At 57.5% G+C, this 21,018-nt stretch carries 22 protein-coding genes; 17 read left to right on the top strand and 5 right to left on the bottom strand.

Annotation, left to right across the window (positions count from 1 at the left end):
• Nucleotides 1-94: 94 nt before the first annotated feature.
• Both AC13DE_RS14370 and AC13DE_RS14365 read left to right on the top strand, forming a co-directional pair.
• On the top strand, nt 95-490 hold the full coding sequence (locus AC13DE_RS14370) for a hypothetical protein (protein WP_483048215.1): 396 nt from the start codon (nt 95-97) through the stop codon (nt 488-490).
• Nucleotides 487-951: a hypothetical protein gene (locus AC13DE_RS14365; RefSeq protein ID WP_483048214.1), complete on the top strand. Its 465-nt coding sequence runs from the start codon at nt 487-489 to the stop codon at nt 949-951. Before AC13DE_RS14370 ends, AC13DE_RS14365 begins: the two co-directional genes overlap by 4 nt.
• Before the next feature lie 170 nt (nt 952-1,121).
• On the opposite strand, the gene AC13DE_RS14360 is transcribed toward AC13DE_RS14365, so the two are convergent.
• Nucleotides 1,122-2,561, bottom strand: coding sequence for a DUF6538 domain-containing protein (locus AC13DE_RS14360; RefSeq protein WP_483048213.1), 1,440 nt, complete (start codon nt 2,559-2,561; stop codon nt 1,122-1,124).
• 565 nt (nt 2,562-3,126) lie between these two features.
• On the opposite strand from AC13DE_RS14360, the gene pcaF reads away from it, so the two are divergent.
• The 15 genes from pcaF (at nt 3,127) to AC13DE_RS14285 (ending at nt 15,627) form a co-directional block, all read left to right on the top strand.
• Nucleotides 3,127-4,329 carry a 3-oxoadipyl-CoA thiolase gene (gene pcaF / locus AC13DE_RS14355; protein ID WP_483048212.1) on the top strand — a complete coding sequence of 401 codons (1,203 nt, stop codon included), beginning with the start codon at nt 3,127-3,129 and terminating at the stop codon, nt 4,327-4,329.
• 30 nt (nt 4,330-4,359) lie between these two features.
• The gene (gene paaA / locus AC13DE_RS14350) at nt 4,360-5,352 is read left to right on the top strand and encodes a 1,2-phenylacetyl-CoA epoxidase subunit PaaA (RefSeq protein WP_483048211.1); all 993 of its coding nucleotides are present in this window, start codon (nt 4,360-4,362) and stop codon (nt 5,350-5,352) included.
• Between the two features lie 5 nt (nt 5,353-5,357).
• A complete protein-coding gene (gene paaB, locus AC13DE_RS14345; RefSeq protein ID WP_278424979.1) occupies nt 5,358-5,702 on the top strand; it encodes a 1,2-phenylacetyl-CoA epoxidase subunit PaaB in 345 nt (114 codons plus the stop codon).
• Nucleotides 5,703-5,755: 53 nt separating this feature from the next.
• Nucleotides 5,756-6,478: a 1,2-phenylacetyl-CoA epoxidase subunit PaaC gene (paaC, locus tag AC13DE_RS14340; RefSeq protein ID WP_483048437.1), complete on the top strand. Its 723-nt coding sequence runs from the start codon at nt 5,756-5,758 to the stop codon at nt 6,476-6,478.
• Nucleotides 6,472-6,939: a 1,2-phenylacetyl-CoA epoxidase subunit PaaD gene (paaD, locus tag AC13DE_RS14335; RefSeq protein ID WP_286758689.1), complete on the top strand. Its 468-nt coding sequence runs from the start codon at nt 6,472-6,474 to the stop codon at nt 6,937-6,939. Before paaC ends, paaD begins: the two co-directional genes overlap by 7 nt.
• A gap of 3 nt (nt 6,940-6,942) precedes the next feature.
• Nucleotides 6,943-8,007: a 2Fe-2S iron-sulfur cluster-binding protein gene (locus AC13DE_RS14330; RefSeq protein ID WP_483048210.1), complete on the top strand. Its 1,065-nt coding sequence runs from the start codon at nt 6,943-6,945 to the stop codon at nt 8,005-8,007.
• Nucleotides 8,008-8,017: 10 nt separating this feature from the next.
• Nucleotides 8,018-10,042 carry a phenylacetic acid degradation bifunctional protein PaaZ gene (gene paaZ / locus AC13DE_RS14325; protein WP_483048209.1) on the top strand — a complete coding sequence of 675 codons (2,025 nt, stop codon included), beginning with the start codon at nt 8,018-8,020 and terminating at the stop codon, nt 10,040-10,042.
• Nucleotides 10,032-10,802: a PaaX family transcriptional regulator C-terminal domain-containing protein gene (locus AC13DE_RS14320; protein ID WP_483048208.1), complete on the top strand. Its 771-nt coding sequence runs from the start codon at nt 10,032-10,034 to the stop codon at nt 10,800-10,802. Before paaZ ends, AC13DE_RS14320 begins: the two co-directional genes overlap by 11 nt.
• Before the next feature lie 55 nt (nt 10,803-10,857).
• Nucleotides 10,858-11,472, top strand: coding sequence for a ribonuclease D (locus AC13DE_RS14315; protein WP_446297203.1), 615 nt, complete (start codon nt 10,858-10,860; stop codon nt 11,470-11,472).
• On the top strand, nt 11,469-12,431 hold the full coding sequence (locus AC13DE_RS14310) for a KpsF/GutQ family sugar-phosphate isomerase (protein WP_446312769.1): 963 nt from the start codon (nt 11,469-11,471) through the stop codon (nt 12,429-12,431). The genes AC13DE_RS14315 and AC13DE_RS14310 overlap by 4 nt, the downstream gene beginning before the upstream one ends.
• A 64-nt stretch (nt 12,432-12,495) precedes the next feature.
• Nucleotides 12,496-13,047, top strand: coding sequence for a hypothetical protein (locus tag AC13DE_RS14305; RefSeq protein ID WP_483048207.1), 552 nt, complete (start codon nt 12,496-12,498; stop codon nt 13,045-13,047).
• A gap of 5 nt (nt 13,048-13,052) precedes the next feature.
• Entirely contained in the window at nt 13,053-13,538 is a 486-nt protein-coding gene (lptA, locus tag AC13DE_RS14300; RefSeq protein ID WP_446297200.1) for a lipopolysaccharide transport periplasmic protein LptA, read from the top strand.
• Nucleotides 13,538-14,296, top strand: a complete 759-nt coding sequence (gene lptB / locus AC13DE_RS14295) for an LPS export ABC transporter ATP-binding protein (RefSeq protein ID WP_446297199.1) — start codon at nt 13,538-13,540, stop codon at nt 14,294-14,296. The genes lptA and lptB overlap by 1 nt, the downstream gene beginning before the upstream one ends.
• 251 nt (nt 14,297-14,547) lie before the next feature.
• The gene (gene hpf, locus AC13DE_RS14290; RefSeq protein ID WP_446297198.1) at nt 14,548-15,114 is read left to right on the top strand and encodes a ribosome hibernation-promoting factor, HPF/YfiA family; all 567 of its coding nucleotides are present in this window, start codon (nt 14,548-14,550) and stop codon (nt 15,112-15,114) included.
• 48 nt (nt 15,115-15,162) lie between these two features.
• Nucleotides 15,163-15,627, top strand: coding sequence for a PTS sugar transporter subunit IIA (locus AC13DE_RS14285; RefSeq protein ID WP_446297197.1), 465 nt, complete (start codon nt 15,163-15,165; stop codon nt 15,625-15,627).
• Nucleotides 15,628-15,631: 4 nt separating this feature from the next.
• On the opposite strand, the gene AC13DE_RS14280 is transcribed toward AC13DE_RS14285, so the two are convergent.
• The 4 genes from AC13DE_RS14280 to AC13DE_RS14265 form a co-directional block, all read right to left on the bottom strand.
• Nucleotides 15,632-17,059 carry a nodulation protein NodH gene (locus AC13DE_RS14280; RefSeq protein ID WP_483048206.1) on the bottom strand — a complete coding sequence of 476 codons (1,428 nt, stop codon included), beginning with the start codon at nt 17,057-17,059 and terminating at the stop codon, nt 15,632-15,634.
• Between the two features lie 3 nt (nt 17,060-17,062).
• Nucleotides 17,063-18,760, bottom strand: coding sequence for a DUF5927 domain-containing protein (locus tag AC13DE_RS14275; RefSeq protein WP_483048205.1), 1,698 nt, complete (start codon nt 18,758-18,760; stop codon nt 17,063-17,065).
• Nucleotides 18,757-19,767 carry a glycosyltransferase family 2 protein gene (locus AC13DE_RS14270; RefSeq protein ID WP_446306247.1) on the bottom strand — a complete coding sequence of 337 codons (1,011 nt, stop codon included), beginning with the start codon at nt 19,765-19,767 and terminating at the stop codon, nt 18,757-18,759. Before AC13DE_RS14270 ends, AC13DE_RS14275 begins: the two co-directional genes overlap by 4 nt.
• A gap of 62 nt (nt 19,768-19,829) precedes the next feature.
• A complete protein-coding gene (locus tag AC13DE_RS14265) occupies nt 19,830-20,990 on the bottom strand; it encodes a glycosyltransferase (RefSeq protein ID WP_483048204.1) in 1,161 nt (386 codons plus the stop codon).
• Nucleotides 20,991-21,018 lie beyond the last annotated feature (28 nt).

The raw sequence follows: 21,018 nt of genomic DNA, 5'->3' as shown, positions 1-21,018 counted from the left end.
GCCGTGCCCAGGGGAGCCGCAGCCCGAGAGGAATGGAAATCGAACGAACTTGACCCGGTCTTGAGCCGGACACTCCGAGAAACCAGGAGACAACATGTTCGATTTTACCGATACTATCACTGCCGCACCGTCGAAAGCCCTCCAGGAACTGCGGTCCTTTGCAGGCGAGAACGCTGATGCGCTCGCCTGCGCCGCAGCTTTGCTGGGCGCGTCGCCAGGTGTCCGCAACGCTCTGAGTGCGCTGGACGGTCTGGCCAGCCAGGGCCGCCCGACCGCACGCACGATGCGCGCGCTCGACGATTTGGTCGACCTTCTCATGCTCAAGAACGTGCATGAACCACATCGGATCGAAGCCGCATGTTTCGCTGCGTTGGACCCCGCTGAGCCTGTCGTCGAAGAGATCTGCATCCTCGCAGATGGCCTCGCTGACGCCCTTGGAGCATACCGCAAGGACGCGCGCGAGCCGTTGGCCTCTGGAGTGGCAGCATGAGTGGGTCGCGCACGCTATCCCGCTTCGCCGCCCTGGTTGATGGCATCGAAATGACCCCGGATCTGCTCACTGGCGTTGTCACTGCCGCGCTGATGCAAGCCGATGTCGTTGCGGATGAGCTTCACGAGACCATCATTCCGGAACTGCCACCTGCGCAGCGTGCGTTCCCCTCGGCGATGGCAAGCAAGATCGCCAGCCGCGACATCTTCGACGACAGCTTCGCCCGGGATCTCAGAACCCTCATCGAGCTGCTCGGCGGGCAAGTCAGGAAACGCACTCACGTCTTCTTCCATGGCGATGAAAATCACGTTCGCGGGGGTTACGAGAGCATTTTTCGCGAGCCCGGGGTGCAGCCTCTCGCAGCCGCGCTGGGTGAACTCGATCTGTTCTACGACCTCATATCCGCTTCTCTGAGCGCCGCTGACGCGGCCCGTGTAGCAGCGACTTTGATGGACGAGTGAACGTCACGGCGCCCCTGCCTGGGGCGCCGCGCATTGAGGGTCGACTGACCCGTGTCCATGGAAGGATCACCATGGGCAGGCGTGTTGGCCTTCAATCCTTCTGCTGCGCAAGCCGACACGCCACTGACCGAAGCAAAAGGCATTACCGTATCTCCGGCGCGCCGGCGTGGTTAACGGAGCCGATACCCCGCTTCCTCAAGCAGCCTGTCGATCTCCTCCCGGATCTCGGCCCGTGGGCGCGGCTTCCAGCCACCGCCTTCAATCCCAACCAATTCTTGAAGGAGCGAACGCATGATCAGCTCCAATTTGGCACCGTAGACAGGCCGTCCACGAAGCTTGCCGATCGAATGTCCCATGAGCTGCGCGCGCTCTTCGTTGGTCATCGAAGCCTTGTCCATCCGGTCTTCGAAAGAATGCCGAAGCCCGCTTATCACGTAACGATCGGTTGTTTCTTCCGGTAGGGACGGAAAGAGTTTGTTGTTGCGCAGGTAGTTGTTCACATCACCAGAGTAGGAAGCCTTGCCGCGATACTTCGTGAATCCCTTGGGGTGCCGGCGCATTGCTTCCAATGCCGGCCCTTGCAACACAATCGCTCGAGATGTCGACTGCATCTTCAGCTCACGCTTGTCCTCTCCCTCCAGCACAACACGAATCATGATGTGCGGGATCGGAGCGTCCAAGTGGATGTCTTCTTCTGGCAGGTCGTAGATCTCAGATGCTCGGCAACCGCAGATGGCCGTAATGATGGCAATGTCCGAGGCTTGCTGGTTGCAACCTTCGAGCACCCTGTCGCCGATCAGGCGCTTGCACACCCAATCCTCGGGCAGCGGCAATTTCTTCCGATCGTCATCCGCCGCATCGTAGGCGAGCTTCTTGACGCCCAGCCCCTTGAAGAAGTTGACACGCTTGCTGTTGGGCAGTCGAATATCTTCGAAGTGGGCGTCGACCATCTGCCGGACGTAGCGGACCTGCTTGTTCGCGTAATTGGACGTCACCTCGCCGGACTTCGCACGCTTCTTCCAATAGTCCTCGTATTCGGTCGCGTCCTGCTCGGAGATCTTGAGGACGGTTCGCTTTCCGATCACTGCGGTGAAGTCCTTTGCCGCCCGCTTGTAGTTCCCCCACCACTCGCGGCGCTGGCGGGGGTTTTTCGCGCGGATCTCGGCCGCCTTCAAATCCGGCATGCGCTCCGCCATCTCAGCGAGCGTCGCATCCGGTAAATCGAGCGTCCCAAGCGCAGCGGGAACAGCCGCTGAATTCAGGTCCATTTTGGCGACGATCTCGATGCGCGAGAGAAGGTCGTCGATTGGTCCCGTCAGCAGGTCGTCCAGTGGGCTAAACGTCAGCCCCCAACCCTTCAGAAGTTCGATCGATGTATCGAAGATCGCGCGGGTGTCGGCCGCCTTTCCGGCACGTCGCGCGCGCCACTCCGCGAAAAGCGCCACCCTGGCGTTCGCGCATTTTGCCTCGGCGTTCACCCGGTCACGGGTCTTCAACGACCTGTTGATCTCGAGAAGAGGTTCGACGTCGGCGAACTCGGCCGGAACGCGCATGCGAAGGTAGTAAGTTTTTCCTCGAAGCTCGAGGTAATCGGCGGTGGAGGTTGCCACAGAATCTGCCCCACATTCTGCCCCACAATGGGGTCGGTTTTCAGGAACCCCATCCAGAGCCGGATGGAGCGGTTTCTCCCTAAAAACTTGGGTTCATTTGTCCGAGCAGGGAAAAACCGGATCTCCCTCAGGACAGCCTCTCCTGGGCACCACTTGAAACGTATCAGCCAACTGATGTTATGTTTCCGGTCGCAACGAAACCATAGCTTGAATTCGCCCTGCATGACGCAGGCAAATCAGCATGGTTTTGGATACCTCGAGGCGGATCCGCGATAATATAGCCAGGCAATCCTCAATTGGCCGAAGGATCCACAGCGCTTAGGCGTTGCCTGCCCATGACAATTCATACCCAAGAATTTGCCCGCGCATATCAAGAAGCCGTTTGCGCTTGATCGTCTGCCAATCTGCCAATGCCCGAAGGAACATCCCGGCACTTCCCGGATTGCACGAAACGAGATGGCTCCGGAATTGATGTTACAAAACTAAGCTACTTTTCAGTTTTAAGTAACATTTAAGTTGCTGCGAATCGCATCTATCTCTACATTTGTGAATAAGGGAGACTTTCATGGACGCTTATATTTGTGACGCGCAGCGCACACCCATTGGCCGTTTTGGCGGCGCACTTTCATCGGTTCGGGCTGATGATCTGGCCGCTGTACCAATTGCCGCGTTGATGGCACGCCATCCCGATCTGGACTGGTCCAAAATCGATGACGTGATCTTTGGCTGCGCAAACCAGGCCGGCGAAGACAACCGTAATGTGGCCCGTATGGCCGCCCTACTGGCCGGTCTGCCGGTCGATGTGCCCGGTGCAACGATCAACCGTCTGTGTGCCTCTGGCATGGATGCGGTCGGCGTCGCGGCCCGTGCGATCAAGGCCGGCGACATGGATCTGGCGATTGCCGGCGGTGTCGAAAGCATGACCCGCGCGCCTTTCGTGATGCCCAAGGCGCAAACCGCCTTCTCGCGCAGCAACGCCGTATATGACACCACGATCGGCTGGCGCTTTGTGAACCCCAAGATGAAGGCGCAATACGGTGTCGAATCCATGCCCGAAACCGGCGACAACGTGGCAACGGATTATGATATCAGCCGCGAAGATCAGGACGTCTTTGCCAAGCGCAGTCAGGACCGCTGGGAAGCGGCGGACAAGGCCGGTGTTTTCGCCGACGAGATCACCCCCGTGTCGATCCCGCAGCGCAAGGGCGACCCGATTGTCTTTGACCGAGACGAACACCCGCGCCCCGGCACCACGATCGAAGCGCTGACCAAGCTGCGCCCGATCAACGGCCCCGATCTGACCGTGACCGCGGGTAATGCCTCTGGCGTCAACGACGGCGCGGCGGCGATGCTGATGGCGTCCGAAGCAGCGGCGTCGCAGCACGGGCTGACCCCGATTGCACGCGTTGTCGGTATCTCTGCCGCCGGTGTTGAACCACGCGTCATGGGCATCGGCCCTGTTCCTGCCAGCCAGAAAGTTCTGGCTCGCGCAGGTCTGACCATCGACCAGATGGATGTGATCGAACTGAACGAAGCATTCGCTTCGCAAGGGATCGCCACATTGCGCGCGCTTGGCGTGGCGGATGATGCGCCTCATGTGAATGCCAACGGCGGCGCGATTGCCATCGGTCACCCGCTGGGGATGTCCGGTGCCCGTCTGGTCATGACCGCAGCCCTGCAGTTGAAACGCACAGGCGGCCGCTATGCGCTGTGCACCATGTGTGTCGGCGTCGGCCAAGGCGTCGCCATCATCCTCGAACGCGCTTAACGCAATTATCCCCCTGAAAGGATCTGAACGATGTATGCACAGATGATCAAATCCACCGGCCAAGGTGTCAAATCTCTCGAAGATATGGATCCGCAGGAACGCGCCTTTCAGGAACGGATAAATGCGGGCGGCAAGATCGAACCGAAAGACTGGATGCCGGAGGGGTATCGCAAGAACTTGATCCGTCAGATCGGCCAGCACGCGCATTCGGAAATCGTGGGCCAGTTGCCAGAAGGCAACTGGATCACCCGCGCCCCGACGCTGGAGCGTAAGGCGATCCTGCTGGCCAAGGTGCAGGACGAGGCAGGCCACGGTCTGTATCTGTATTGTGCCGCTGAAACACTGGGGGTCAGCCGTGACCAGCTGACCCGCGACCTTCTGTCGGGCAAAATGAAATACAGCTCTATCTTTAATTATCCGACCCTGACATGGGCCGATATGGGGGCTGTGGGCTGGCTCGTGGATGGGGCCGCGATCATGAATCAGGTGCCCCTGCAACGCACATCCTACGGTCCCTATGCCCGCGCGATGGTGCGTATCTGCAAAGAGGAATCGTTCCACCAGCGCCAGGGCTACGACATCATGATGAAGATGGCGAAGGGCACAGACGCGCAGCGCAAGATGGCGCAGGACGCGCTGAACCGCTTCTGGGGTCCCGCGCTGATGATGTTTGGCCCGTCGGACGAAAACTCTGTCCATTCGGCACAATCGATGGCGTGGAAGATCAAGATGAATTCCAATGACGAACTGCGTCAGAAGTTCGTCGATGAATGTGTCCCGCAGGCCGAATATCTGGGCCTCACCGTTCCCGACCCCGATCTGAAGTGGAACGAGGAACGCAGGCATTACGACTTTACCCAGCCCGATTGGGACGAATTCTTTGACGTGCTCAAGGGCAATGGCCCCTGCAATACCGAACGGCTCGCCGCGCGCAACAAGGCGTGGGACGACGGCGCGTGGGTGCGGGACGGTTTGATGGCACATGCGGCGAAGAAACGCGCCGCGAAACTGGCAGCGGAGTAAGCAAGATGAGCAGCCCGGAAGCAAAACCCTACCCCGGCACCCAAGCGGTCGACCACGGCAAGGCTCGCGCCGATGAATGGCCCCTGTTCGAGGTTTTCATTCGCGGTCAGCACGGGCTGAGCCATCGCCACGTCGGGTCGCTTCACGCCGCTGACGCCGAAATGGCGATCAAGAACGCCCGCGATGTCTACACCCGCCGCAACGAAGGCGTGAGCATCTGGGTCGTCGAGGCCGCCCATATCGCCGCCTCCTCGCCCGAGGAAAAAGGCCCGCTGTACGAGCCCGCCAACGACAAAGTCTATCGCCACCCCACCTTCTTTGACATTCCAGACGAAGTGGGGGCGATGTGAGCACGGCAAATATAGACCCTAACAAAGGCGATTTGTTCGAATTTCTATGCCGAATGGGGGATAACACCCTTGTTCTGGGACACCGCGTTTCGGAATGGTGCGGCCACGCCCCCGTGCTGGAGGAAGACATCGCGCTGGCGAATACCGCGCTGGACCTGATCGGCCAGACCACACTTTGGCTGGATCTGGCGGGTAAGGTCGAAGACGCGGGTCGCGATGCGGATCGGCTTGCCTTTCACCGTGACGTCTGGGATTTCCGCAATCTGTTGTTGGTCGAACAGCCCAACGGCGATTTCGGCCAGACGATCATGCGCCAGTTCCTGTTTGACGCATGGCACCTGTCGCAGCTGACCGCCCTGATGGAAAGCAGCGATGCACAGATCACCGCCATCGCGGAAAAGTCGAGCAAAGAGGTGACCTACCATCTGGAGCGCGCGACAGACACGGTGATCGGCCTTGGCGACGGGACCGAGGAAAGCCACCGCCGCATGCAGAACGCGCTGGACCTGTTGTGGCCCTATGTCGGGGAAATGTTCGTCGCGGACGCCGTGGACGAGGCTATGGTCGCAACGGGCATCGCGCCCGATCCTGCGTCCCTGCGCCCCGCCTATGATACCTTGGTGAACGATGTATTCACCGCCGCCACGCTGACACGGCCCGAAACCGACTTCGGCCATCGCGGCGGCAAATCTGGCAAACGCCATTCGGAACATCTGGGGCATATGCTGACGCAGATGCAATGGCTGCAACGCGCCTACCCGGATGCGACATGGTAGTCGAAAAGCCTTCGTTAGAGACGATTTGGGGCTGGCTCCACGCCGTGCCGGACCCCGAGATTCCGGTGATATCGCTTACCGATCTGGGGATCATCCGCGATGTGCAATGGCAGGATGACACGCTAGAGGTCACGGTGACGCCGACATACTCCGGCTGCCCCGCGACGACGATCATCAACCTTGATATCGAAGCGGCATTACGCGGGCACGGGATCGAAAAACTGGCTCTAAAGCGCCAACTTTCGCCTGCCTGGACCTCTGACTGGATGACCGACGCGGGTCGCGCCAAGCTGGAAAGCTACGGCATCGCCCCGCCCCAACCCGCAGGTGGCCCCGAACGCTGCCCCCGTTGCCAATCGACGCATCTGGAAAAGATCAGCCAGTTCGGATCGACACCCTGCAAGGCGCAATGGCGCTGCACCGACTGTCTGGAACCCTTCGATTATTTTAAGTGTATCTGACCCATGAGCCAATTCCTCCCCTTATTAGTGACTGATATTCACCACACCATCCGTGACGCGGTGGTCTTGACCCTACAACCCGAAGACCCACAGGCGTTTGCCTTCAAACAGGGTCAGTATCTGACCTTCAAACAGGATTTCGACGGGACCGAGCTGCGCCGTAACTATTCCATTTGCGCCGGTCTGGGCGACGGCGTGCTGCAAGTGGGGATCAAGCGGGTCGATGGCGGCGCCTTCTCTACCTTTGCGAACGAGGTATTGAAGGTCGGGGATACGCTGCATGCCATGCCCCCCCAAGGCACGTTTTCCGTCGGGTTAGAGCCTGATCGCGCGCGGAATTACCTTGGCTTTGCCGGCGGGTCGGGTATCACACCCGTTCTGTCGATCCTCAAGACGGTGCTGAAACGCGAGCCCAAATCGACCTTTACGCTGGTCTATGCCAACCGCGCTGTGAACACGATCATGTTCCGCGAAGAGCTGGAAGATCTCAAGAACCGCTATATGGGCCGGTTGAGCGTCATTCACATGCTGGAAAGCGGGCAGGACATCGACCTGTTCACCGGCCGTGTAGACCAGAATAAATGCGCCGAGTTGTTCAAGACCTGGATCGACGTGTCGGACATGGACATGGCCTTTATCTGCGGGCCGGAGCCGATGATGTTGGCCATCGCGGATGCCCTGAAAACCCACGGGTTAGAGCCTGATCAGATCAAGTTCGAACTGTTCAGCGAAAGCCAGCAGGGCCGTCTGGCGAAACAGGAAATGGCCAAGCGCAGCGAAGGTCAGGCGCAAACGCAGGTGACCGTGAAAATCGACGGCGCGCAGCACAGCTTTACCATGGCCAAGGGGCAGTCGGTGCTGGATGCCGCGCTAGAGAATAAGCTTGATGCGCCCTTTGCCTGCAAGGCGGGGGTCTGTTCGACCTGCATGTGCAAGGTCACCGAAGGCGAGGTCGAGATGCTGTCGAACCACGCGCTGGAGGACTACGAAGTCGAACGCGGATACCGGCTGAGCTGCCAAAGCTATCCGCTGAGCGACACGCTTTTCATTGACTACGACCATCACTAAGGGGCCCAATATGCGCGATATCCAAAGCTTTGCCGCCGGACAATGGATCAACCCCGGTGCCGGTGCACGCAACATCGCAAGCGCTATCACCGGCGATGTGATCGCCCAAGCCGGCAATGACGCGCTGCAGGTTCAGACGATGCTGGCCTATGCCCGCGACATCGGCGGCCCCGCCCTGCGCAAGCTGACCTTTCACGACCGTGCCCGGATGCTCAAGGCCGTCGCGCTCTACCTCAATGACCATAAACAGAGCCTTTACGAGCTGTCGTTCGACACAGGCGGCACGCAGGCTGACCACATGATCGATGTGGATGGCGGGATCGGCACGATGCAGGTCTACGCCGCCAAAGGTCGCCGCGAAATGCCAGATGATCAGGTCTATCTTGATGGTCCCGTCGAACAGCTGGGCCGCGCGGGTCAGTTCATGGGCCGCCACATCTGCACACCGATGCAGGGCGTTGCGGTGCATATCAACGCTTTCAACTTCCCCGTTTGGGGCATGTTGGAAAAGCTCGCCCCGACGCTGCTGGCCGGGGTGCCTGCCATCGTCAAACCCGCCACCGCCACCTGTCAGGTGACCGAGGCCTGTTTCCGCCTGATGATCCAATCCGGTATTCTGCCAGACGGCGCGATCCAATTGGTGACGGGGGGCTTGGGCGATATGCTGGACCACCTCGATTGTCAGGATGTCGTCAGTTTTACAGGCTCTGCCGAAACCGCGCTACAACTGCGCGGCACCCCTGTGTTGGTCGAACGCTCCGTCCGTTTCGCGTCTGAACAGGACAGCCTCAATGCTTCTGTGTTAGGGTCTGATGCGGGCCCTGGCACGCCCGAGTTTGATCTGTTTGTGAAAGAGATCCAGCGCGAGATGACGGCTAAGGCGGGGCAGAAATGCACCGCCATCCGCCGGATCATGGTACCGCAACCCCATGTGGATGCGCTGATCGCCGCGCTGTCGGAACGATTGGCCAAAGTCACCATCGGCGATCCGCGGCTTGAAGGCACGAAAATGGGCGCGCTTGTTTCACAATCGCAGCGCCGCGACGTGCTGGAGAAAGCCGCCCTGATCAGGACAGAGGCGACGCGTGTCTTTGGTGACCCCGATGCCTTTGCGGTCGAGGGTGCGGATGCCCAGAAAGGTGCCTTTGTCCCGCCGATGCTGTTCCACTGCGCCGATCCCGATGCCGCCACGCATGTGCACGACACCGAGGCTTTCGGCCCTGTGTCCACCATCGTGCCTTACCGCGACACCGATCACGCCATCGCGCTGCTGAACAAGGGCAAAGGGTCACTGGTCGCATCCATCATCACCCGCGACGGCAAGACCGCGCGCGACATGGTGATGGGCGCAGGCGCGTTTCACGGGCGGCTCTATTTCAACAACCGCGACTCGATGGCCGAGGCGACGGGCCACGGTGCCCCCCTGCCCCATATGGTCCACGGGGGTCCGGGGCGTGCAGGTGGCGGCGAGGAACTGGGCGGCGTGCGCGGTGTCATGCATTACATGCAGCGCACCGCCATTCAGGGCAGCCCCGATATTCTGACCGCCATCGGCAAGCAATGGGTGCCCGGCGCGACCGAGATTTCGGACCGCGACCACCCGTTCACCCGCCGCTTTGGCGCGCTGGATCTGGGCGAGACGTTCAATTCTGCCAGCCGCACCGTGTCGCTGGAGGATATCGAGACTTTCGCCCATTTCACCGGTGATACGTTTTACGCGCATATGGATGACGCCGCCGCCAAGGCGAACCCGTTCTTTCCGGGCCGTGTCGCCCATGGCTATCTGCTGCTGAGCTTTGCCGCAGGGCTGTTCGTGCAGCCCGACCCCGGCCCTGTGCTGGCGAATACCGGGCTGGATAACCTGCGCTTTATGGCACCGGTGCAGGCGGGCGACAGCATCAAGGTCCGGCTCAGCGTCAAGGCAAAGACGCCTCGCAATGACGAATACGGTGAGGTACGCTGGCACGTGACCCTGACCAATCAGGATGATGCCGCCGTGGCCGAGTATGAATTGCTGACGATGAATGCGTACTAAAACCTTCGCCGAGGCGACCAACGCCCTCAAGGATTTGAAAGGCCAGCGGGTCTGGTCGCTGATGATCAGCCTTTTCGGCGATCTCGCGCGGCGCGACGGTGATGCCATCAACGGCCCGGTGCTGTCCGCGATCATGACTGCTATGGACGTACGCCCCGAAGCTGCCCGCGTTGCCTTGCATCGGTTGCGCAAGGACAACTGGATCGCATCGGAAAAACACGGGCGCATAAGCCGACACAGCCTGACCCGGGAAGGCCGCAATCAAAGTCAGGCGGCCAGTCCGCGCATATATGCCACGCCGGGAGATCTTGATCAGTCGTGGCAAATGGTCATGACCGAAGACGTGGGCACGCCCACACTGGAACAGGCAGGCTTCACCGCGTTCCTTCCGCGCTGCTATGTTGGCCCGGCCTCCTCCAAGGTGCCGGTGGGTGCGGTGGCACTGGTCGGTCAAAAGGTTCCCGAATGGATGAAGCTCCAGCTTGAGCCCGCGCAATTGGCTGAAAGCTACGATCAGCTTGCCCATGCACTTGAGCAGACTGCCCGCTTCTTACCGTCCCCCACAGACCTTACCCCGCTTGAAATCGCTACATTGCGATGCCTGATCGTGCACAACTGGCGCAGGCTGGCGCTGAAGCATCCGTCGCTTCCACGCCCCTTGATGCGCGATGAATGGCCCGGGCTCAAAGCGCATGTCCTGGTTGCCGATCTGCTTGAACGCTACCCCCGCCCCGATCTATCAGAGATATCGGTGTTATAGGGAACCCGCGAAAGCGACACTTTCGCACGGCGACGTGGGGCGATATAGGAAAGCCATGACAAATAGACTTTATCAACATGACTTGCCTGACGGGTTGGATCTGGGCCCCATCGTGGCGATCGACTGCGAAACCATGGGCCTGCACCCACATCGTGATCGCTTGTGTGTGGTTCAGCTTTCGGGCGGTGACGGCAACGCCCATCTGATCCAGATCGCACCGGGGCAAACCGACGCCCCGAACCTGTGTCGTCTTTTGGAAAACCGGAACGTGCTCAAGCTGTTTCATTATGGCAGGTTTGATATCGCGGCCTTGTTGAATACCTTTGGTGTCACCACATATCCTGTGTACTGCACCAAAATCGCCAGCCGTCTTGTGCGCACCTATACCGATCGGCACGGGTTGGCAAAGCTATGTCAGGAATTGTTGGGCATCGATCTGTCAAAGCAACAGCAATCCAGCGATTGGGGTGCGGAAAAGCTGACTAAAGCGCAGATAGAGTATGCTGCGTCCGACGTATTGCACCTGCACAAGCTGCGGGACACACTGAACCAGATGCTGATCCGCGAAGGTCGTGTCGAGCTCGCGCAAGCGTGTTTTGAATTTTTGCCAACCCGTGCCCAGTTGGATCTGGCAGGCTGGCCCGAAACGGATATTTTTGCACACGCATGAGCACCCCATTCCTAGATACCGCCCGCCGCGTCATTCGCACCGAAGCAGAAGCACTGGTGCAACTGGCGGACAGCCTTGATGACAGATTTCGCCAAGCGATTGACATGCTTGTCGCGACGCGCGGCCGGGTGATCGTCACCGGCATCGGCAAATCCGGCCATATTGCCAAAAAGATTGCCGCGACCTTGGCCAGCACGGGTACACCCGCACAGTTCGTTCACCCCGCCGAAGCGAGCCACGGCGACTTGGGCATGATCACCAGCGATGATGTGGTACTGGCGATCTCCAACTCAGGCGAAGCGCCCGAGTTGGCAAACTTGATCTCTTATTCGCGCCGCTTTTCCATTCCACTGATCGGCATCACGAGTCGGGCAGAAAGCAGCCTTGGCACCCAATGCGATGTCATCTTGCAACTGCCGCAGTTGTCCGAGGCCTGTGGGACCGGCGTTGTCCCCTCGACGTCAACCACCATGACGCTGGCGATGGGTGATGCAGTAGCGATCGCATTGATGGAAAACCGCGCCTTTACAGCCGAGCATTTTCGCGAGTTTCACCCCGGTGGCAAACTGGGTGCGCGACTGAACCGCGTCGCGGATCTGATGCACACAGGCGATGCCCTGCCGTTGGTGCAGGCTGATGCTCCCATGTCCGAAGCCCTGATGGCCCTGAGCAGCAAATCCTTTGGGGTCGTTATCGTTGCCGACGCTGACGGTACCTTGCAAGGTATCATCACAAGCGGCGATCTTGGCCGTCATCTTGATGGGTTGCTGTCGAAAACCGCCCGTGACGTGATGACAAGCAACCCCGTGACCATCGCCCCCAACGCTTTGGCTGAAAAGGCCGTAGGTATCATGAATGGTCGCAAGATTACCTGTCTTGTGGTTGTCGAACCTGATGGAAACAACAAGCCAACTGGCTTGCTTCATATTCACGACTGCCTGCGTATCGGTTTGGGCTAGCGCTCCGATGCAAAGGGATCGCTACACACGTCTGGTGTCCTGGCTCAAGGTGCTGTTTCCCCTGATGGCACTTGGTCTGCTATCCACCTTGTTTCTCCTGTCACGCGCCATCGATCCCGGACAGGCTTTGCCATTTGCGGAAAAGGATATCCAGGACAGGTTGCGCGATCAGCAAATCACCGGGCCGTTCTTTTCGGGCGCAAGCTCTTCCGGCGACGCCCTATCGTTTTATGCGGACGTGCTGACCACGCCGGATGGCAAGGTGGGGACCAACCGTGCCCGCAATCTCCGGGCGACGATCAGCACCCCCAACGGCACGACGTTCCGACTGCAATCGGACACGGCAGATTTTGACTTGGCGCAAGACTACGCCGAATTACTGGGTGATGTCATATTCACAACCTCCACAGGCTATCGATTGACCAGTGAAAAGATGACGTCAGAATTGTCAAACCTGAACGTCAAATCTCCGGGTGCGGTATTCGGAACCGCTCCTGCCGGTACCCTGGAGGCCGGAGCAATGTCTGTCACTCAGGCCGAAAATGACGAAGCGCCCCAATTGCTTTTCACAAACCGGGTGAAGCTGATATACAAACCGAAACCTTTGATAGAGTGACGAGCATGAAATCTTTGCTTCTGCCCATTTTCCTATTTTTCTCCGCGCTCCCGCTTGCGGCGCAGGGCACAAATGTGGCTTTCGGAACGATCCGGCAAGATACAAGCTTGCCCGTAGAAGTGACGGCAGACAATCTGGCTGTCGATCAGGCTACCGGTACCGCTGTATTTACCGATAATGTCATAATTGGTCAGGGTGAAATGCGCCTTTCCGCGGCACGTGTCCTGGTAGTTTACCGCGACAAGAACACTGGCATTGCGCGGCTTGAAGCGACTGGTGGTGTTACCTTGGTATCTGGTCAGGACGCGGCCGAATCAGAGCGTGCCGATTATGATATCGATACCGGGGAAATCGTCATGTCGGGCAATGTGCTGCTGTCACAGGGGCAAAATGCGATCAGTTCGAACACCATGACCGTCAACCTTTCTGAGGGCACTGCGCGCATGTCAGGCAGAGTTAAAACTATACTGCAACCCGGCAGTAATAACTGATGCCCAAACCTTCGCTGACTGTCGCCGAAGGCTCGAGCGGGCTGCGCATAGAACATCTGCGCAAGTCATACCGCAAGAAAACCGTGATTCGCGATTTTTCGATGACGCTTGACAGAGGGGAGGTCGTGGCGCTGCTGGGCCCGAACGGGTCTGGCAAGACCACAACCTTCTATGCCGTGGCGGGTCTGGTCATGCCGGAGGGCGGCACCGTCACCATTGACGGTAAAGACGTGACGTCGCTGCCGATGTACCGCCGCGCGCAGCTTGGCATCGGGTATCTGCCGCAAGAGATGAGCATCTTTCGCGGCCTAAGTGTGCAGGATAACATCGCCGCCATTCTCGACATTTCCGTTTCGGGTGCCCGCAAGCGGCGCGAGCGGCTTGAAGCATTGCTATCGGAATTTTCGATAGAACACCTGCGTCGCGCACCGGCGCTTGCCCTGTCGGGCGGAGAACGGCGCCGTGTCGAAATCGCCCGCTGTTTGGCGGCCAATCCCAAGTATTTGCTGCTGGATGAACCTTTCGCGGGCGTGGACCCTATTTCGGTCGACGATATCAGGCACCTTGTCTCCGATCTCAAGAAACGCGGTATCGGCGTGCTTATCACCGACCACAACGTGCGCGAAACGCTTGAAATTGTGGATCGGGCCTACATTCTACACGAGGGTAAGGTTTTGATGTCCGGCACACCCGATGAAGTCGTGGAGAACGAGAATGTTCGGCGCGTGTACCTGGGCGATAATTTCCGTATCTCCTAAAAAGTCTTGGTAATATTGCGCCAATATCCGCACAGTCTCGCAGCAGTTTTATTTGACATCGTACCGCTTTCCAGCGCTCAATAGAGGAATGGTGACACTGCGTTTCACGTTTGTCTTGCATCGACCCTCCCCTAAGGGGGTGATGGATTTCAACCAAAACGCAACACCATTCCCCCGCATCTGAACGTATCATTCTCGCGCATTCTTGCGCACGATGATGCTGTTCGGAATGATAAGAATAAGGAGAGTTTATGCGGTACCAAATCAGTGGCAAACAAATCGACATCGGCGAGGCGCTTCAAACCCATGTAAAAACAGAATTGGGCGAAGCCGTTAAGAAATACGCAGAGCGCCCGACAGACGCCAATGTCGTATTTTCCAAGTCAGGACATGAGTTCGTCTGTGAGGCTACGGTTCATCTTTCCACGGGTTTGACAGCCTCTGCAAAAGCCCATGCTACTGATATATATGGATCTTTCGATTCCTGTGCGGCCAAGATGGAAAAACAGCTCAGGCGCTACAAGCGGCGGTTGAAAGATCATCATCGCGAGAGAGCAGAACCGGTTGAACTTTTCGGTGCATCCTCGTATATCCTCGCCTCAGAAAGCGATTCAGACGCGCAGGAACCCGAAACCCTCAACCCCATGATCATCGCGGAAATGCAGACAAAAATCGCAACCTTGTCTGTTGGTGAAGCTGTCATGCAGATGGAGATTTCGGGGTCACCGGTCGTCGTGTTTCGCAAGGACGGTGCCCAAGGTGTGAACGTTGTGTATCGCCGCGAAGACGGAAATATCGGATGGATTGATCCGTCGTAACACGAAACCGGCGATAAGTGCCACAAACAGAGCGAGCAGAATGAAGTTATGGATTTTGCGAAACTCTTAAAGCCGGACGCGGTAAAAATCCTCACGTCGGCCTCGAGTAAAAAGCGCCTGCTCCACGATATCGGGGAGCTGGCGCACAATGCCTACGGACTGGATGCCGGCAACGTGGTCGATGCGCTCATGACGCGCGAATCTCTTGGCCCGACAGGCGTGGGCCATGGGATTGCCCTGCCGCACGCCCGGCTTGAAGGGTTGGACAAGGTGCTTGGTGCGTTTGTTCTGCTGGACAAGCCGATTGATTTCAACGCGGTTGATCGCCAGCCAGTCGACATCGCCTTTGCCCTTTTTGCACCCGAAAGCGCAGGGGTCGAACATCTAAAGGCTTTGGCTCTTGTATCTCGAACCCTTCGCGATGAATCCGTCTGCTCCAAGTTGCGGGCCAACCCCGAACCTGCGACGCTTTATACCATTCTCACCGAAGCACACGCCACAAAGGCGGCCTAACCACCTAGCGCCAACGGTCAAACCCGAACATCATATAGTCTCTTTGGTACGCGTCCGCCGCCAGCTTTTCGATTTCGTCGTCATAGATCGCGCCTAGGTAGAAAGGCTTTTGTGGACGCCGCGGGGGCAGCGCAGGGGACGTCGACAATCCGGCGCTATGGGCCAGCCCATGCAATTCAAGTTCAAGATCGCTTTCCCGAATGATCCGGTCAGGCAGCGCGAATTCACCAAAGCCCTGGATGGCTTGCGCTTGTGTGCACCATGCCTGATCCACGCGAATGGCGGTCTGGCCGTTCAGATTACCTTTGATAAAGGTTAAAAATGCCTTGAACGCCACCCGATGTTCCGCCTCATCATAACTGCTGTCAGGCTCACCGTCCGGCAAAGGAAGCTTATAGCGCTTGATAAGCGTCGCACGTAGCTGGCTATATGAACCCTTGCCCGTAGTCACAATGTGGCGGCAAAACGCGTCATGCGCACGATCAACGGGATGTCGTAAAACGGTAAAACTGCGGTGACCGGGGTGCTTGCGCTTCCACTGGCGCAATTGCTTTTGGTTCATCTTGCTCGGCAGATCACCGCGCTCGCTATTGTCCAACGCTGCAAGCCAGTCCAGTATCTGCGGTTCCGGCCCGCTGCGAAGCGGTAGATACAACAACGGGGCCTTGGCCGCAGCCACATATGACGGCACCACAGGCCCCCTGCGCGGCTCAAAGTTGGGGGTGCGCGTGAGATCAAACTGATCAAACCGGCTTAGGGCGGCCTGCATCTCGTCAAAGTTGCTCACCTTGGCGGCAACCGGTTCGGGGTTCTGTTTCTTGAGGCTTTTATCAAGCGCTTCAAGCCGGTCATCGACACCCAGATAACAAGCAAGTCCGTTCATCACCTCGACGCTTTGCAGGTCTTCATAGGCTATATAGAACGCCGTCTGCCCTTGGGTTTGCAATCTGCGCAACAGCATAAGCTGAAACTTTTGCAAGTCCTCAATATGGCTGGCAAATTCACCCTCATCAAACACCGCGTGCCCTGATTTGTGGGCCTTCATATCCGTAAGTTTCCACTGGCCGGTGGCCTGGGCGATTTTCCAGCTCACATAGCTTTCAACAGGGTTACGGGTCAGGATGATCTTGGCACAACTGGTATCGTCAATCAGAAGATCCACAACCCTCGGATCATGGTCGTGAAAATAGCGGAATCCACCCAATCCGTCGGATTGTGTCTTGATCGCCTCCAGCAGAATTCGAGGATCGTTATCGCGGGTCTCTTGATCCACCCCCAGAATTTCAGACGTGTTGGGATATCCGATGAAATGAGGATTGAAGGCCTCTCCATGGCAAGTGATGCCCGAAAAGGCGTTCAGATTGCTTTCAAGGAAGTTCGAGCCTGTTCGCATTTCGGCAAAGACAACGAAGCTGCTAAAATTCAAAGACATATGTTATTGCACCAAATATGGCTTGCGCGGTGGTTTCTGCGGCATCGCCACGTCCTGCTCGATAGGAAAGTCGCCCATCAAGTAGGGGTGCATGCCTTGGTTCTTCAGGTTTTGCAGAAATTGTCCGAACCCTCGTAGATCAACCATTTTCGGTACCTCCGATACCCGGTGTGAACGGGTTTGGCCAATCTGCTCCAAAATACTTTGCAGTGGTTCGATAGGGGCTTCGATGAATTCGGCCATAGTCCAAATTCGCACGCGGGCTTTCGTGTAAGGTGAACGGAAAATCTTGATCTGTTCGCTTTCGATCTTTTGCAACACCGCCGCTTTGCGCCTTATATCCGCGAAATCCTTGTTGGATTTGAACAGTTGAACAGCCCATGCGCCGGTAATCATCGACAGTTGTGCGTTGGGATCCTTGGCGATGTGCCAACATATATCCTGATTGTCATTTGGCCCGTACTGAAAGCATTGGCGTTCGCCCCGGGTATTCCAGATCAGATTGGTCAGAAAGGCTTTGCTATCGTAATCACGCACAGCTGCGCTGGTGCCAAGTGCCCCGTTTATCGTCGACTGATCGTCCGAATAATGCACATGATCAGGTGCAAAAAGATGCCCGTGCACCCGAACGCCCGTGGCTTTGCCCAACCATGGTTCAAAGTTATCGAACAAGTCGGAAAATCCCTGAAAAACCGAATAGGGTGCCGCAGTCACGCCGTTTTCCCAGTCCTCATTCGGGAAGCGGCTCTGCATATATAGACCCGATCGGCCGCGTGTGCGGCGCTCCACTGCTTTGGCAAATACCCGGTCAATCTTGCCCGGATTGGGCTCTGTCCGTTTCAATGCAGTTCCAGCGTCAATCAAAAAAGCCTCGTACAAGCGGTCAGCATGCGGCCAGATCTTGCGCGCCACGAAGCAATCGGACCGACGCAGCAATTGCAGGTGGTCATCATAAAAAATGTGCGGCTTTCCCTGAAAATCGAATTTTGACAACGTCAGTGACCGGCTTTCGATCCGCCGTGCGTACTTTCGCGACAACGTCTGAAAATAGCTTTCATCCGGGATCCAGACTCGCTTGAAGTAACGGTCGTATTCAGCGCGGTCAGGGTCTTGCAGGATCGCGGAAAGCGTCTGGCGGGTAAGGCACCACCACTGTGACCCCATATGAGGCACGACACCCGCCGGTAATCTTCGCTTCATGTGCAGCCTACGCTGCACAGCAACAGCCTTGTCAAAAAGATACCTGTGCCGCTTCCACGAGAACGGAAACCGCAGGGTGAAACGTTCGTGGTCCAAGCCTCCTACAGTCCATGGCACGTCTGCGGTCGTCGCGCTTTCGATAAAATCGGTATGGGGACGCGCGGCAAGATAGCTGACCAATTCGCTTACCGGGCGCAGTGGCAAACAGGACCCAGACGCCAGATAAACATGGCGCACATTCGGAAAACGGGCGAGCATCAGCTCGGACCCCGCCTGCGATGCCGCCACGATTCCCCAAGTCCCCCATTCGCAGCGATAGCGCGTGGTGAATACTACGTCCGGCACGGTGGCAAGGTTTTCAACAAAGGCGTCACGCGCCTTGCTCGGGACGGCTTTGTCGATGTGGATCACCACCGGGCATCCATTCGCCGCCCAGTGCCGCGCGACCTGTTCGGCACGGTCAAGCGCAGTGTGCACCAACATGACTATACCGACCGTCATGCCCAGTTCCCTTTTGACATGAGCCCTAAAATCTCAAGCTGTCGCCAGTTTATATATTGTTCCGACCACTTGCACCAAAGCTGTGGGTCATCTTGCAAGCTGGCCGCATAGGCTTTGTATTCGACAGAACCCGCATAATGCTGGCCGCGCTCAAGTTCTTCCTTCGCTTTGGAACCGAACGTATCCAAAAATTTGGCATGAAGCAGCACACCGGACGCTTTTTCGCCGCCCCATTCGTCATAAACCTGATTTAACCCTCGGGGCAGAAGCATGTGGGTTGAACTGACATAGACATAGCGCCGGTCCCATTTGACCAACGGAATCTTGTTCAGGGCCGGGGCCTTTTCGGGTGCATCCTTGAAGAAAACCCGCATGCGCGGACCGCCCTGTATCCACAGGTTAGCGTATTTTGAATTTCGCCTCAAAGAATAGTTCCCGCTGTCGAACCACGAAGCGATCTCGATCGGGTTTTGGCCAGATTGGTAGGGCTGGTCATCAAGACGGCCCTTTGGGTACATATCCAGAAGCATCGCCGAAAACGATTTTATCGATGACGCATCAAGCCAGTCAGTCAAAGCCCGCAGCGGGCGAGTGTCGCAAAATGGGTAAACCAGAAATTCGTCAGGGTCGACCGTCAGCGTCCAGTGACCATGCGCATGTTTCATCTGAAGCCAGTTCAGCCAATCCGCGCCAAACCGAGACCGGCGATAGCTGGCCCGCGTGGTCCACACCGATACGTCAGGCTGTTCAGACAAATACTCTAGGGAACCATCGGCACTGCCGTTGTCGACAAAAAAGAAGTGCCCCACACCCATCTTGCGATAATAATCCAGAAAATATGGCAGTCTGATTTTTTCATTTCGCTGCGTGCAATACAGCAAAATATCATCGGGTCTGATCAAGCGGGTCTGGTCCACAACCTGCTTGAGCTCGCGCCGCTTGCGAAACGCACGAATGCGCCATCGTTTGCGCTGAAGCCGAAGCCGGTATGATCGAATTAAACCCAAAAACTGCCCTTCACATCGGAGTCTATATCACATTCCGGCGCACTCACCTTTAAGCGGTCACCTTAGTTGCGGGCGCTTAACACAGTACTGAAGTGTTCAGTCCACGTTGGGCCAACAAAGGTTTGCGATATCTCGTCCTGTTTCGCGTCATTTGCCCACGAGGTAATTATCTTCTGCCATTGATATCGGTCAGAAACACTTGCGTAAACAGGCATATAGCCCAAGAACTCTTGCAAGACCGGAAGATCGTTGCATAAAACACGCGTTCGCAATGCCAATGCTTCATAGGGCGGAAGACCAAAACCTTCTGCCAGACTGGGGAAAAGCGCACCCGCAGCTCCCTGAACCAGCGCCGCCAATGCCGCATCGGAAAGGTTTGATATCTCGCGTACGGGGCCGTCAGGGTCCAATGAATCGAGCCGGTCAAACACCGCTTCATTGTTCCAGCCGCGTGCGCCGCAAATCAACAAGACCGGCGCGTCAGGTCCGAGTTCCTGCCAGATATCCAACAGAAACATGTGGTTTTTCCGGGGTTCTATCGTACCTACCGTTACAAAATAGGGCGGTCGCGGCGGCAGCGATGAGGGAAGCGCTGCGCTGTCAGGTACCGGGGGGACCATCCCTAGGTGAGCCACCACCCCCTTGGGCACGGCACCCCATTGCAGCATTTGTGCCTCAGTTCGGTCGCGGGTGTCTGCTGAATTATAAATCACCAGATCAGCCCATTGTCGCACTCGTTGGATCTTGGCTCTGAACGGCTCGACCGTCCCAGTGCGCTGAAACTGCGGGTATTCAAGCGGGATTACGTCGTGGATCAACACCGCAAGATGCACGCCCGCCCCTTTCATAGCCGACAGGACGCGGTCGGTAAGGTTACTGTGACCAACGTTGTAATAGGTGCAATTGTCGGGAAGTTTGTCGCAAAGCCGCCGCAAAAGCCAGGGTGTGGAACGCCCCACAGCGAGCCTGCGAAAATCTGCCTCGGCACGTTTGACGATAGTGTTCTCGGGGGCAGTCAGCCATGACAGACGGTCACAATCGCCCCAGGCAATCCGCCCCTCGATCCGGTCCAAGACGCCTTGCAACCCTTGCCTGTCCAGCAAAAGATAGCCAAACGCCGTGCGCACAAGGCCAAAACACGCAGTATCACCGGCCAAAAAACGGGTAAGATAAGCGTGCTCTACCCTGTCAACGCCCGTTGGTATACGTCCCGCACGCCGCATGGTCCGGGTCAGGTCCAGCAGTCGCGCG

This window comes from Sulfitobacter sp. L-8 (assembly GCF_056859255.1).
Note: the sequence above shows the minus strand (reverse complement) of the source record. Positions and strands in the feature narration are given on the sequence as shown.